Raw genomic sequence first — 14,290 nt, 5'->3', positions numbered from 1 at the left:
GCCTAGCCCCTCAGCCTGGGATTGACGAGGATATAGGCGAGGTCGGCGACCAGATTGAGCGTGATATAGACCGTGGCGGTCACCAGCACCACGCCCTGCACGACGGCGTAATCGCGGTTGAAGACGGCGTCCACGATCAGCTTGCCGAAGCCGGGAATGGAGAAGATCTGTTCGGTCAGCACCGCGCCCGACAAGAGCGTGCCGAGCTCGAGCGCGCCGAGCGTGATGATGGGCGTGAGCGCGTTGCGCATGGCATGTTTGAGAATCACGGTGCGCTCGGAGAGGCCCTTGGCGCGCGCGGTGCGGACATAATCGCTTTCCAGCACCTGGAGCATGGCGCTGCGGGTATGCCGCATCAGGACCGCGGCAATGGCGTTGCCGAGCACGAAGGCCGGCATGATGGTGGCGGCCAGGCTCGCGCGCCAGTCCTCGGTCAGCGGCACATAGCCGGAAGCCGGCAGCCAGCCGAGCTCGATCGAGAACAGGAAGATCAGCATGATGCCGAGCCAGAAGTTCGGCGTCGATATGCCCCACAGCGCGAAGAAATTGGCGCCGTAGTCCCATGCCGTCCCCTTCTTCACGGCCGCGACAATGCCGGCGGGAATGCCGATCAGGAAGGCGATGATGATCGCCATGGCGCCAAGCTGCAGCGTCACCGGCAGCTTTTGCGCAATCAGCTCGCGCACCGGCATCTTGTTGCGGAGAGATTCGCCGAAGTCTCCGACAAGGACACCCTTGATCCAGTAGGCGTACTGTACGGGGACGGGCTGATCGAGCCGGTATTGGTGCCGGATTTGCTCGATCACGGCGGGATCGCGCTCTTCGCCCGCCATCACCAGAGCGGGATCGCCCGGCAGCAATTGCTGCAGCGAGAAGATCAGCACCGACACGAAGAACAGCGTCGTTACGATCTGCGCAAGCCGGCGGGCGAGGAAGTTCAGCATCCCGGCAGCGTCACTTCAGCTTGAGGCCGACGACGCGCACGAGACCATCGGGCATCTGCTTGTAGCCTTCGAGCCTGGTGGTGTGCGCGATGATGATGCGGCGATGGTAAAGATAGAGAATGGGCTCCTCATCCTGCACCAGTTTGGCGAGGGTTTCGTAGCTGGCTTTGCGCTTGGCTGGGTCGGTCACGAGCCGCGCGTCCTCCAGTGCCTTGTCAGCCTGCGGATTGCTCCAGTCGCCATAATTCTGAGGCGCGCCACTGTGCAGGAAGATGAAGCTGTTGCCGTCAGGATCGACGCGGCCGCTCCATCCGAGCATGAAGGCCTGATAGTCGCCGGCCTCGGCCTGCTTCAGTCCGGTGGCGAATTCGGTGACGCGGATCTTCATGTCGAAGCCGGCCTCCGCGGCCATCGACTGGATCACCTGCGCGGGCGTCTCCGTCTCGGCGCCCTTCGGCACCAGGAAATCGACGCTGACAGGCGGCTTCACGCCAGCTTCCTTCAGCAGGGCCTTGGCCTTTTCCAGGTCACGGGCACGGACCGGAAGGGATTTCTGATAGTAGGGGTGATCGGGGTTGACCCATTGATTGCCGACCTGGAACTCGCCATTGAACACGACCTGGTTGATCGCCTCGCGGTCGATCGCAAGGTCGAGCGCCTGCCGCACCTTGGCGGATTGGCTGAGCGGGCCCTTGGCCTTGTCCTTGCCGATGTTGAGCGTGATGCCTTGATAACCGAGCTCGATGGCGGTCGCGACCTTCAGCCGTGAATCGCTGCGCACCTCCTTGAGGTCGGTAGCGAGCACGCGTTCGATCAGATCGAGGCCGCCTGACTTCAGGTTCGCCAGTCGCACGGTGGCGTCTACGATCGGCTGGAACACGATCTTGTCGATGAAGACGTTGTCCTTGTTCCAATAGTCGGCGAACTTCTCGAACACGATGCGGTCCTGCTGCACGCGCTCGACGAATTTGTAGGGGCCGGCGCAGACCGGATGCAGGCCGAACTTGTCGCCGGCCTCCTTTGCTGCCTTCGGCGAGATCATCATGCCGGCGCGGTCGGTGAGCTGGGCGAGCAGTGGTGAGAACGGCGATTTCAGCACGAGCTTGATGGTGAGGGGATCGACGACGTCGATATGGTCGACCGAGGCGAGCTCCGGCTTGCGGAACGAGCCGGGGAAGGTCAGATGGCGCTCCAGCGAGAACTTGGCGGCCTCGGCGTCGAACGGCTCGCCGTCGTGGAATTTCACGCCGGGGCGCAGCTTGATGACGAGGCCCTTGCCGTCGTCGACCGTCTCGCTCGATAGCGCGAGCTGCGGAACGATGTTCAGCTTCTCGTCGATGTCGAACAGCTTGTCGCAGAAGGCTGCGAACACGATGCGGCCAACATAAGTGCGCGCCATGGTGGGATCGAGGATATCAGGATCCTCGGCAAGCCCAATCCGCAGCGTGGTCTGGGCCTGGGCGGCCCCAAGCGACAGCAGGACGACGGCAGCCGTCGCGGCCAGGCGAAACATCTTCATTGGACAGTCCCCATTGCTCCGGCTACGTCGTTGTAGGCCTTGCACTCTGTATACCAACACCGGCCGGGTTTGCGCCTTCCGTCTTTCGGCTGAAGGCCGCGACTAATTTTGCCAGTGCCGGCGAAAATCCGGCCGTTGCGGGCAGGATCGTGTCGGCCGGGGGCAGCTCGCCGACGCGATGGCAGGCGGCGGCGTGTCCGGCACCGTGGACCACCAGCGCCGGCGCTTCCGTGCGGCAGCGGTCGATCACGAAGGGGCAGCGGGTGTGGAAGCGGCAACCGGCCGGCGGATTAAGCGCGCTCGGAATCTCGCCTTGCAGTACGACCTTCGCTCGCTTGGCGTGGGGTTGCGGCAGGGGGATCGCGGACAGCAGCGCGCGGCTATAGGGATGGCGGGGCTCGGCGAACAGCTCGTCCGCGTCGGCCTCTTCGACGATGCAGCCGAGATTCATCACAGCGACGCGGTCGGCGATGTGCTTGACCACGGCGAGGTCATGCGAGACGAAGATATAGGCGAGGCCAAGCCTATCTTGAAGCTCGCGCAGCAGGTTCAAGATCTGCGAGCGGATCGAGACGTCGAGCGCCGAAACCGGCTCGTCGCAGATGATCAGCTTCGGCTCGACCGCCAGCGCACGGGCGATGGCGATGCGCTGGCGCTGGCCGCCGGAGAATTCGTGCGGATAGCGCCGGGCCAGTCGCGGCTCCAGCCCGACCAGCCGCAAGATTTCCGCGACGCGCTCGCGCCGCTGTGCCGGCGGGACGAGATCATGCAGCGCGAGCGGTTCGGTCAGGATCTGGCCGACCGTCATGCGCGGATTGAGCGAGGCGTAGGGGTCCTGGAAGATGAGCTGCGCCTCGCGACGGAATTTGCGGAGCGCGTCGGCATTGAGCGAGAGCAGATCGCGGCCGTCAAAACGCACCGTGCCGGCATCCGGCTCGATCAGCCGCAGCACCAGGCGGCTGACGGTGGATTTGCCGCAACCGGATTCGCCGACGAGGGCGAGAGTCTTGCCGGCCTCTAGTGAGAACGACACACCGTCGACGGCTTTGACATGCGCACGCGCCCGGCCGAATAGCGAGCGCTCGGCGACGAAGTGCTTCACCAGGCCTTTGACTTCGAGCAGCGCCATCACGACACCAGAAGTTCGAGCGGCGCGCGGATGCAGCGCGAGACGTGGCCGGGGCTGACGGCCACCAGCGGCGGTGGCGCCTTGGTGCAGGCCTCCAGCATGAAAGGACAGCGCGCGGCGAAGCGGCAGCCGGCGGGCGGCTGCGCCATGTTCGGCACCATGCCTTCGATGGTCGCCAGTTGCTCGGCGCGATGGTCGAGCCGCGGGATCGAGCCGAGCAGGCCAACGGTGTAGGGATGCTGCGGTGCAGAGAACAAGTCGTCGACCGGCGCGCGCTCGACGATCTCGCCGGCATACATCACCGCGACCTCGTCGCAGACTTCGGCGACGACGCCGAGATCGTGGGTGATCAGGATGATGGCGGCGCCGCTCGCCGCCTTCAATTCGCGCATCAGCTCCAGGATCTGGGCCTGCAAGGTGACGTCGAGCGCAGTGGTCGGCTCGTCCGCGATCAAGAGCTGCGGATCACAGGCGAGCGCCATCGCGATCATGACGCGCTGGCGCATGCCGCCGGAGAGCTTGTGTGGATATTCGTCGATGCGCCGCTCGGGCGAGGGGATGTGGACGCGGCGCAACAGCTCGATTGCCCGCTCGCGCGCGCTTTTCCGCGAGCCGCCGCGATGGCGGAGGATCGTCTCGATGATCTGGTCGCCGATCGTAAAACTCGGATTGAGCGACGTCATCGGCTCCTGGAAGATCATCGCGAGCCGGTTGCCGCGCAAATCGCGCAGCGTCTGGTCCGGCGTCTTCAGCAGATCGAAACCGTCGAAGCGGATCGCGCCTGATATCTCCGTCGTCTGCTTCGGCAACAGGCCCATGATCGCCAGCGAGGTCACGCTCTTGCCGCAGCCGGACTCGCCGACGAGACCGAGCGTCGCGCCATTGGCGACGCTGAGATCGACACTGTCGACGGCGTGGGTGATACGGCCGTCGTCGCCGTGAAAGCGGATACGCAGATCCCTGATCTCGATGAGAGGGCTCATGCTTGTCTCGCCCGCGCCGCAGCAATGCTCGCGTCAATGACGCGGCGGTCGGTGTTGCCGGCAGGGTTCTGACGGGTCGGCATGGACGGGCGGAAGTGGACCCAGAGCTCGTGGCTGACCTGTTCGAGCCGCTCGAGTTCGCCGAGCGGATCGGGATGGTCGTCGGCGCGGATGTCCAGCGCCGGCCATTCCTCTTCGCCGTGGATCAGCAGCGCGGCGGATTGCTTGCCCCGCTTGTCACCGCCGGCGGCTTCGCCGGCACGCATCGCTGCGAGCAGCCGACGCGGAAAGGGCAGGCGGTCATTGGCGATGTAGGTCTTCGCCGTCTCCGCGAGCACGTCGGCGCCCGCGAGCATGTTGCCCGCGATCGAGAAGCCGCTGCCGGCGATATGTCCGCACCAGTCGATGCAATCGCGCCCGGTATGCGCGGCGATCGCGCCGCTTGCGTCCATGATGTGGATCTGCCGGCTCTCGCGCCCATCGTCGGTCGCGAGCAGAGCGGCGAGCACGTCATGCGCGTTCAGGCCGTCGCGGAGCAGCTTGACGCCGTCGATTCCGTAATAGGGATTGACGAAGGCCTGGGTCGCGATCGCACCGAGGCCGGCTGCGATGTAGGGGACCCGGGCGCCGACGGCGAAGAAGCGGGTCGCTACCGCAATACCGAACTGGCCGGTGGCAGGATCGCGCGCGATGATCGACCAGGTCATGAGCTGCCTTCAGCGTCCTGCGGCGTAGCCCTGCATGCCGCGCGGATTGGCGGCGGCGCGCCGGCGCACACCGACGCGCGAGGCCGCTGTGAGACGGCCCTCCGACCAGTCGGGTCCGACCTCGACGATATGGCCGCGCTCGCGCAAATTCTCGATCGTTGCCTTCGGCACGCGGTTCTCGACCACGAGCACGCCGGGACGCGCGGTGCGCGGCCAGAACGAAATCGGGAAATGCTCGGAGTGCCAGGCCGGCGCGTCGATCGCCTCCTGCAGATTCAGGCTGCAATGAACGTGGCGCAGGAAGAACTGCGTGATCCATTGGTCTTGCTGGTCGCCGCCGGGCGAGCCCCAGGCGAGATACGGCTCGCCGTCGCGCAGCGCCATGGTCGGCGACAGAGTGGTGCGCGGCCGCTTGCCCGGTGCGAGCGAGCCGGGATGGTTTTCCTCCAGCCAGAACATCTGGGCGCGGCTGCCGAGGCAGAAGCCGAGCTCGGGAATAACAGGCGAGGATTGCAGCCAGCCGCCCGACGGCGTCGAGGACACCATGTTGCCGGCCTTGTCGATGATGTCGAAATGCACGGTATCGCCGCGCACCTCGCCGAACCGTCCCACGGTCGGCTCACCTGCACCGAGCGCGCCAACCGCCTCGCGCTGTCCCTCGGCGCGACGCAGCTTGACCACGCCACCAAAACCTTCGATCGAGCCTGGCCGGAAGTCGAGCGAGGCCTTGTCGGTGACGAGCTTGCGGCGCTCGTCGCTGTAGGCGTCCGACAGCAGCGTTCCGATCGGGATCTCGGAGAACTTGGGATCGCCGTAGAATTTTTCGCGGTCGGCGAAGGCGAGCTTCGCGCATTCGATCTGGAGATGGATGAATTCCGGGCCGGTCGGGTCGAGGCCGTCGAGCGCAAAGCCCTTCAGCAGCGCGAGCTGCTGGAGGGTAACGGGGCCCTGGCTCCAGACGCCGGCCTTGCAGACGGTATAGCGGCCATAATCGTAAGTAAGTGGCGCCTCGACGGTCGGCTGCCAGCGCGCCATGTCGTCGGCGGAGAGCACGCCGCGATGCGGGGAACCGCTGACGTCCATCACCTCCTGCGTCCGGCAGAACTTGTCGATGGCTTCTGCGACAAAACCTTGCGACCAGGCCTTGCGCGCGCGCTCGATCTCGGCGTCGCGATCGCCGCCGCCGCTTTCGGCCTCGTTCAGAATCCGGGCGTAGGTTGCAGCCAGCGTCTTGTTGGTGAAGATCGTGCCGGGCTTCGGCACCTCGCCGTTCGGCAGATAGACCGCGGCCGAGGTTGGCCAGTGCTTGCGGAACAGTTGCTCGACGGTCTGGATCGTGGCGCAGGCCCGCTCGACCAGCGGATAGCCGTCGCGGGCGTAGGAGATCGCGGGCTCCAGCACGTCGCGTACGCGCATGGTGCCGTAGTCGCGCAGCAGCATCATCCAGGATTCGAAGGTGCCGGGGACGCAGGCCGCGAGGAGGCCGGTGCCGGGCACCATGTCGAGGCCCTCGCTCTTGTAATGCGCAATGGTGGCGCGCGCCGGGGCCGGGCCCTGGCCGCAGATCACCTCGGTGCGGCCGCGTTTCACGTCATGCACGATGACAGGCACATCCCCGCCGGGACCGTTCAGATGCGGCTCGACGACCTGAAGCGTGAAGGCGGTGGCAACGCCGGCATCGAACGCGTTGCCTCCCTTTTCCAGGATGGCCATGCCGACGGCGGTTGCAATCCAATGCGTTGACGCGACGACCCCGAACGTGCCCTCGATCTCGGGACGTGTCGTGAAGGGATCGGGATTGACTTTGCTGGCCATGGGCTACCTCGTTGACGGCGTGCGCAATTGATCACATCAGGCTCTGGGATGCCAAATGCACAGGCCGCATGGCACGCGCGCGTTATGCCGGGACCGGCGCGGTGTTAACGGCATGGCAGGCGACGCCGTCGATCAGCTTTGGAACTTCCTTGCGGCAAAGATCGAACGCCAGCGGACAGCGCGGATTGAAGGCGCAGCCAGGCGGCGGATTGATCGGGTTCGGGATCTCCCCCTTCACCGGTATGCGCTGTCGACCGCTCATGGCGAGATCTGGCACGGCGCCCAGCAGCATCTTGGTGTAGGGCATGCGCGGGCGGGCAAACAGCTCGCGCCCCTCCGCGATCTCGACGATGCGGCCGAGATACATCACGCCGACCCGGCTCGCCATGTGCCTGACAACGGCGAGGTTATGGCTGATGAACATGTAGGTCAGGCCGAACTTGTCCTGGAGGTCGCGCATCAGGTTCAGGATTTGCGCCTGCACGGAGACGTCGAGCGCCGAGGTCGGCTCGTCGCAGACGATGAACTCGGCGTCGGAGGCGAGCGCGCGCGCAATCGCGATGCGCTGCCGCTGGCCGCCGGAGAACTCGTGCGGAAATTTGAGCCGGTCGTCGGGATGCAGTCCGACGAGGCTGAGCAGCTCGCCGACGCGGGCCTGGATATCGCGTTCGCCCTGGATCAGGTCGAAGGCGCGTATCGGCTCCGAGATGATGGCATCGACGCGGAAGCGCGGGTTCAGGCTCGCATAGGGATCCTGAAAGATCATCTGGATGCGGCGACGCAGCTTTCGGCGGGCCGGGGCTTGCCGCGGATCGGTCATCGAGACGCCGTCGATCAGGACGTCGCCGGAACTCGGCGGCAACAGGCCGACCACCATCCGCGCTACCGTGGTTTTGCCCGAGCCGGACTCCCCGACCAGCGCGAAGGTCTCGCCCTTCTTGATGTCGAATGTGACGCCATCAACGGCCCTGAGGTATTCGAGATGGCCACCCTCGAGCACACGGTTGAGCCAGGGCTTTGAAACGTCGAAGACGCGGCGCAGATTGGTGCCCTGGACGAAGGGAGTACTCATGCCGCGGTCTCCGCCGACACGGGATCATAGAGATGGCAGGCGACCGATTGCGCGCCACGCGCCAGCGGCTCCGGTCGGTCCACTCGGCAACGATCGAAGGCGGAGGCGCAGCGCGGGTTGAACGAGCAGCCGCGCGGGATGGCTGAGAGCCGCGGCATCGAGCCGGGGATCTGCACCAGGCGCTTGTCGTCACCGGCGAGCGTCGGGATTGCGCCCATCAGGCCTTTGGCATAGGGGTGCAGCGGGTTCCTGACGACGTCCTGCACCGGGCCGATCTCGGCGATGCGGCCGGCATACATCACGGCGACGCGGTCCGAGGTCTCCGCGATGACGCCCATGTCGTGGGTCACCAGCATCACGGCGGTGCCATGGTCGCGGCCGAGCCGCTTGATCAGCGAGATGATCTGCGCCTGCACGGAGACGTCGAGCGCGGTGGTCGGCTCGTCCGCGATGATCAGCTCCGGCTCGGCGCAGATCGCAAGCGCAATCACCACGCGTTGACGCATGCCGCCGGAGAATTCGTGCGGATAGCCGTCGATTCGCTTCTCGGGGGCGGGGATGCCTACTTCGGCGAGCAGATCAATGGCGCGGCGGCGGGCGGCCTGTTCGGACAGATTGAGATGGGTCCGGATCGTCTCGACGATCTGGTCGCCCACCTTGTACAGCGGATTGAGCGATGTCAGCGGATCCTGGAAGATCATGCCGATGCGCTTGCCGCGGACACGGCGCATCTCCTCCGGCGGCAGATTGTCGATGCGCATGCCGGCGAGGCGAATCTCGCCGCCGGCGATGCGCCCGGGCGGATCGATCAGGCCGATCACCGAAAGCCCGGTCACGGATTTGCCGGCGCCGGATTCGCCGACGACGCCGAGCACCTCGCCCTTGGCGATGTCGAAAGAGACGCCGTCGATGGCGCGCAGCGTACCGCGGCGAGAGGCGAACTCGACCTTGAGATTGCGGACGGAGAGAACGGGTTCGGTCATGAACGCTGCAGACTCATCGGAGTTTGGGGTTGAGCGCGTCGCGCAGCCAGTCGCCGAGCAGGTTGATCGACAGGATCAGCGCCGCAAGCGCAATTCCGGGGAAGGCGACGATCCACCATTCGCCCGAGAACAGATAGCCGTTGCCGATGCGGATCAGCGTGCCGAGCGACGGCATGGTTTCGGGCATGCCCGAGCCGAGGAACGACAGCGTTGCTTCGGTGATGATGGCAAGCGCGAGATTGATGGTAGCGATCACCAGGATCGGCCCCGTGGTGTTCGGCAGCACGTGGCGCAGCATGATCACGGGAGCAGGCAGGCCGATCAATTGCGCGGCTGCGACATAATCCTTGTTCTTCTCGACCAGAACCGACCCGCGCACCGTGCGCGCATACTGCACCCAAAAGCTGAGGCCGATGGCGAAGACCAGGACCGCCAGCATGCTCATCTCGTCAAGCTTGTTGCCGAAGACCGATTTGGCGATGCCGTTGATGAGAAGCGCGATCAGGATGGCCGGAAAGGAAAGCTGCACGTCGGCGATGCGCATGATCAGCCCATCGACGGCACCACCGAAATAGCCGGCCGTCAGCCCGAGCAGGATGCCGATCGCGCCGGACAAGACCACGCCGAGCACGCCCACGAGCAGCGAGATGCGCAGGCCGTAGAGAATCGCCGACAGCACGTCGCGACCCTGCTCGTCGGTGCCGAGCAGGAACGGGCTCTGGCCGTCCGCGGTCCAGAGCGGCGAGATGCGCGAATTCATCAGCTGGAGCTGCGCCGGGTCGAATGGATTTTGCACCGACAGCACGGAGGCAAAGATCGCGATCAGGAAGAACAGCAGCGTCACACCCGCCGCGATCATGGTGACCTTGGAACGGCGGAACGAATAGAACAGGTCGCTGTCGAGAACGCGCCTGAACCAGCCGGGTGCGGCTGCAGGACGTTTCTCGGTCGGGTGGGGAACGACGGCCTCGCTCATGTCAGTGCGCCCGGCTGACCGTCGAGCGCAGCCGCGGATCGACGATGGTGTAGAGGATATCAACCACGAGGTTGATGGTGACGAAGATCAGGGAGACCATCATCAGATAGGCCGCCATGATCGGAATATCGACGTTCTGAACGGCCTGCACGAACAGGAGCCCCATGCCCGGCCATTGGAACACCGTCTCGGTAATGATCGCGAAGGCAATGACCGAGCCGAATTGCAGGCCCGCCACGGTGATCACGGGAATCAGGGTGTTGCGCAGCGCATGGCCGAAATGGATCGCCCGCGTGGTCAGACCGCGGGCGCGGGCGAAGCGGATATAGTCGGTCCGCAGCACTTCCAGCATCTCGGCGCGCACCAGCCGCATGATCAGGGTCATCTGAAACAGGCCGAGGGTGATCGAGGGCATGATCAGCGCTTTCAAGCCGGAGACCGTCAGGAGCCCCGTCGTCCACCGGCCGATATGCACGACGTCGCCCCGTCCGAACGATGGTAGCCAGCCGAGCGTCACCGAGAACAGGTAGATCATGAGAATGCCGATCAGGAAGGTCGGCAGCGAGATGCCGATCAGCGAGACCGCCTGGAAGATGTGTGCGAGCCAGCTATCGCGGCGAAGCGCCGAATAGACCCCCATCAGGATTCCACTGATCATCGCGAAGATGGTGGCGCAAATCGCGAGCTCCAGCGTCGCGGGCATCCGCTCCATCAGCAGGTCGGAGACGGGCAGGCGGAACTGGTAGGACACGCCGAACTTGAACTGCGCAGCGTTGCCAACGTAGCGGCCGAACTGCACGATGACAGGATCGTCCAGGCCGAGCGATTTGCGGATCGCCGCGCGTTCGACGCCCGAGGTATCCATCCCGACCATCTGGTTCACGGGATCGCCCGCGAAGCGGAACATCGAGAACGCGATGACCCCGACGGCGATCATGACGCCGATGGCCTGGATGGCTCGGCGCAGTGTGAAAGCGAGCATCTGTTCCTTTCACATCTCTTCAGCAGCACGCATCATTGCGTTAACCCGAAATAACAAGTCCCGGAAGCCAGATCTTGAGGGCGATGGCTTCCGGGACCTCACAAGATGTCGGTACTTACTCTTCCTGCTTGGTCGCCCAATAGAGCCTGACCATGTTGTCCGCACTTTGAGTCAGCTTCACCTTCTTCGACACGCCCCAGGCGAGCGCCTGCTGGTGCAGCGGGATATAGGCCCAGTCCTTCATCGAGAGCTCGAAGGCCTGCTTGATCAGCTGATCGCGCTTGGTCGTATCGGATTCAACCAATACCTTGTCGGCGAGCTCGTCGAACTGCTTGTTGCAATAGCCGGCGAGATTGGCTTCACCGCGGTTGGGGTCCTTGGGGTCGTCGCGGCAGCCCATGATGTCGTGGAGGACGTTCTGGGAGTCGAGCGTATCCGGGGTCCAGCCGAGCATGAACAGCGAGGTCTTGTAGCCGCCGGGCTTCAGCACCTTGGCGAAATACTGGGCCTTGGGCTGCGCCAACAGATCCACCTTGATGTTGATGCGGGCAAGCATGCCGACGATTGCCTGGCAGATGGCCGCGTCATTGACGTAGCGATCGTTCGGGCAGTCCATCGTCACTTCGAAACCGTCGGCATAGCCGGCGTCCGCCAGAAGCTTCTTGGCGGCGTCGGGGTCGAACTTCGGCCGGATCAAGTCCTTCGCGGAAAAGATCTCTGGTGCCACCATCAATGCGGATGGTGTGGAGAGCCCGCGCATGACGCGATTCTTGATCAGATCGACGTCGATCGCTCGGTAGACGGCTTCGCGGACGCGAACGTCCTTGAACGGGTTCTTGCCCTTGACGTTCGAGTAAAGGAGCTCGTCGCGCGCCTGATCCATGCCGACGAAAATCGTACGGAGCTCAGGTCCCGTCAGGACGGTGGCGTTGGGGCTCGCCTTCACGCGCTCGATGTCCTGCACCGGAACCGGCTCGATCACATCGACCTCGCCCGACAACAAGGCCGCGACACGCGTAGCGGGATTGGCGATCGGCGTGAAGATGATCTCCTTCAAATTATGTTCCGGCTTGCGCCACCAGTTCGGGTTGGCTTTGAAGACGGTCTTCACGCCCGGCTGATGGCTCTCGATGGTGAAGGGCCCGGTGCCGTTTTCATGAAGCGAGGCATAGCTCGGGGTCGTCGCGGCTGCGGGCGTCGGTGCCACCGCATCGTTCGCCTCTGCCCATTTCTTGTCCATGATGTACCAGGTCGCCCACAGCGCCGTCAGGATGGGATTGGGCGAGGTCAGGATGAAATCGACGGTGTAATCGTCGATCTTGACGACCTTGGCATCGGCCGGGACGCGGCTGAGGAAGTTTGAACCCTTTGCTCGCACGCGCTCGGCCGAGAACACCACGTCATCAGCGGTGAATGGGTCGCCGTTGTGGAATTTCACGCCCTTGCGCAGATGAAAGCGCCAGCGTGTCGGCTCCGGCGTCTCCCAGCTTTCGGCGAGCGCCGGGATGATCTTCAGGTCCTTGTCGCGGGCGACAAGGCCCTCATAGACATGGCCGAGATGCGCACTGGTGGTCGACTCGTTCAGCGTATAGGGATCGAGCGACTTCAGCTCACCCTGGTTGGCGTAGCGCAGCGTCTGGCTCGACGCCGGCGAGACCGCCAACGCAAGCGCACCGGCGAGCGTCGCCGCAAACAAACTTCGTCCGACTGACATTCTTGACCCTCTCCACTCGCCCGCACCGTGATTTTTGATTGTTCGGTGGGGTTGATCGATCCATGTTGCCCAGAGTTCTCGACCCGTGCAAGCACCATTCCAGCAAGGAACGCGCCAAGTTGCGCCGCTGTGCAGCAATGCTGACCAGCTTTTTAGGGGAGAGAGGCGCGCGAGCGACATTGGACTTTCGGCCCGGTCAGGCCAGGAAAATGAGGGTGGAAATGGCCCGCCGGCGTCCATTGGCGCCGACAATCTGATTGACCATATCCGCCGATTGCGGAAGCCGGCTCCCTGTCCCAGGCTCAGGTCGCTTGCGTCGCACACCGTGTCGCGGCGATACTGCCTGACGCCGCTCGAATCTCATCCGGAGGGGACATGAAAGTAAATATCGAAATCGACTGCACCCCCCTCGAGGCCCGCCAGTTCTTCGGATTGCCTGATGTGTCGCCAATGCAGACCGCTGTGATGGACAAGCTCCAGCAGCAGGTCCTGAGCAACATCGAGAAGGTTTCGCCGGAATCTCTGATCCAGAGCTGGTTCACCTTCGATCCCAAGCTGGCGGAACGGTTTCAGGACATGTTCGTCACCATGGCCGGTCTCGGCGCCCCGCGCAGCGGCGACAAGAAGAAGTAATGCCCGACGCGCGCGACGGAGCGCCAGGCTCGGGCGGGCTTCGTCCGCCGGCTCTTGGCTTGCTGCTCGCCGAGGCGCGCGGCCTGTTCGAATTCAACGCCAGCCTCCTGCTGTCGCCGCTGCTGATGCGCGCGCCAAGGGGCGACGGCCATCCGGTGCTGGCGCTGCCGGGCTTTCTCGCCAGCGATCTGTCGATGGCGCCGATGCGGCGCTATCTCGGCGAGCTCGGCCATGAGGCTCATGCCTGGCGGATGGGCCGAAATCTCGGCGGGCTGACGCGGATGCGGGAAGCCTTGCGCGCCCGTCTCGCCGAGATCCATGCCGCAAGCGGACGCAAGGTGAGCCTGGTCGGATGGAGCCTCGGCGGTGTCTATGCTCGCGATCTCGCGCTGCAGGCACCCGAGATGGTCCGCTGTGTCGTCACACTTGGCAGCCCTTTTGCCAATGACGTGCGGGCGACCAATGCTACGGCGCTGTACGAGGCGTTGTCCGGCGAGCGGGTCGAGGACTTTGCCGAGCTGCGCGAGGCGATCGCCGGGGATCTCAAGGTGCCGGCGACATCGATCTATTCGCGCGCCGACGGTGTCGTGAACTGGCGGACTTGCCTCCTGCGCCCGTCCGACTGCGCCGAGAATATCGAAGTGTATCTCGCCAGCCATATCGGGCTCGGGGTGAACGCCGCGGCGTTGTGGGCCGTGGCGGACCGTCTGGCGCAACCGGAGGGAGAGTTCTGGCCATTTGATCGGGCCGGGCCGTTTGCCATTGCATATGCCCCGCCGGAGCGGGCAATATCGGCCTGACAAGAAGCGCCAGCAAGGCGCCAGTCGAATATG

The 14,290-nt window shown here is 64.6% G+C and carries 13 protein-coding genes; 2 read left to right on the top strand and 11 right to left on the bottom strand.

Annotation, left to right across the window (positions count from 1 at the left end; translation table 11 throughout):
* Positions 1–2: 2 nt before the first annotated feature.
* From XH91_RS24825 to XH91_RS24775, 11 genes are all read right to left on the bottom strand, one after another.
* Positions 3–944, bottom strand: a complete 942-nt coding sequence (locus tag XH91_RS24825) for an ABC transporter permease (protein WP_128953020.1) — start codon at positions 942–944, stop codon at positions 3–5.
* 10 nt (positions 945–954) lie between these two features.
* A complete protein-coding gene (locus tag XH91_RS24820; protein WP_128953019.1) occupies positions 955–2,463 on the bottom strand; it encodes an ABC transporter substrate-binding protein in 1,509 nt (502 codons plus the stop codon).
* A 22-nt stretch (positions 2,464–2,485) separates the two neighbouring features.
* Positions 2,486–3,592, bottom strand: coding sequence for an ABC transporter ATP-binding protein (locus tag XH91_RS24815; protein WP_164933783.1), 1,107 nt, complete (start codon positions 3,590–3,592; stop codon positions 2,486–2,488).
* Positions 3,592–4,575, bottom strand: a complete 984-nt coding sequence (locus XH91_RS24810; RefSeq protein ID WP_128953017.1) for an ABC transporter ATP-binding protein — start codon at positions 4,573–4,575, stop codon at positions 3,592–3,594. Before XH91_RS24810 ends, XH91_RS24815 begins: the two co-directional genes overlap by 1 nt.
* Complete coding sequence (locus XH91_RS24805; protein ID WP_128953016.1) at positions 4,572–5,282, bottom strand: DUF1028 domain-containing protein; 711 nt, start codon at positions 5,280–5,282, stop codon at positions 4,572–4,574. The genes XH91_RS24810 and XH91_RS24805 overlap by 4 nt, the downstream gene beginning before the upstream one ends.
* Before the next feature lie 9 nt (positions 5,283–5,291).
* Complete coding sequence (locus XH91_RS24800; RefSeq protein ID WP_128953015.1) at positions 5,292–7,097, bottom strand: gamma-glutamyltransferase family protein; 1,806 nt, start codon at positions 7,095–7,097, stop codon at positions 5,292–5,294.
* 82 nt (positions 7,098–7,179) lie between these two features.
* Positions 7,180–8,169 carry an ABC transporter ATP-binding protein gene (locus XH91_RS24795; protein WP_128953014.1) on the bottom strand — a complete coding sequence of 330 codons (990 nt, stop codon included), beginning with the start codon at positions 8,167–8,169 and terminating at the stop codon, positions 7,180–7,182.
* Entirely contained in the window at positions 8,166–9,152 is a 987-nt protein-coding gene (locus XH91_RS24790; RefSeq protein ID WP_128953013.1) for an ABC transporter ATP-binding protein, read from the bottom strand. Before XH91_RS24790 ends, XH91_RS24795 begins: the two co-directional genes overlap by 4 nt.
* A gap of 13 nt (positions 9,153–9,165) precedes the next feature.
* Positions 9,166–10,128 (bottom strand): ABC transporter permease, encoded by a 963-nt coding sequence (locus tag XH91_RS24785; RefSeq protein ID WP_128953012.1) that lies wholly within the window; start codon positions 10,126–10,128, stop codon positions 9,166–9,168.
* Position 10,129: 1 nt separating this feature from the next.
* Positions 10,130–11,110, bottom strand: coding sequence for an ABC transporter permease (locus XH91_RS24780; protein WP_128953011.1), 981 nt, complete (start codon positions 11,108–11,110; stop codon positions 10,130–10,132).
* Between the two features lie 115 nt (positions 11,111–11,225).
* Positions 11,226–12,824: an ABC transporter substrate-binding protein gene (locus tag XH91_RS24775; RefSeq protein WP_128953010.1), complete on the bottom strand. Its 1,599-nt coding sequence runs from the start codon at positions 12,822–12,824 to the stop codon at positions 11,226–11,228.
* A 375-nt stretch (positions 12,825–13,199) separates the two neighbouring features.
* On the opposite strand from XH91_RS24775, the gene XH91_RS24770 reads away from it, so the two are divergent.
* Both XH91_RS24770 and XH91_RS24765 read left to right on the top strand, forming a co-directional pair.
* Entirely contained in the window at positions 13,200–13,457 is a 258-nt protein-coding gene (locus XH91_RS24770) for a DUF6489 family protein (RefSeq protein WP_128953009.1), read from the top strand.
* Positions 13,457–14,257, top strand: coding sequence for an alpha/beta hydrolase family protein (locus XH91_RS24765; RefSeq protein WP_128953008.1), 801 nt, complete (start codon positions 13,457–13,459; stop codon positions 14,255–14,257). Before XH91_RS24770 ends, XH91_RS24765 begins: the two co-directional genes overlap by 1 nt.
* Positions 14,258–14,290 lie beyond the last annotated feature (33 nt).

This window comes from Bradyrhizobium guangzhouense, from assembly GCF_004114955.1.
Lineage (GTDB): Bacteria > Pseudomonadota > Alphaproteobacteria > Rhizobiales > Xanthobacteraceae > Bradyrhizobium > Bradyrhizobium guangzhouense.
Note: the sequence above shows the minus strand (reverse complement) of the source record. Positions and strands in the feature narration are given on the sequence as shown.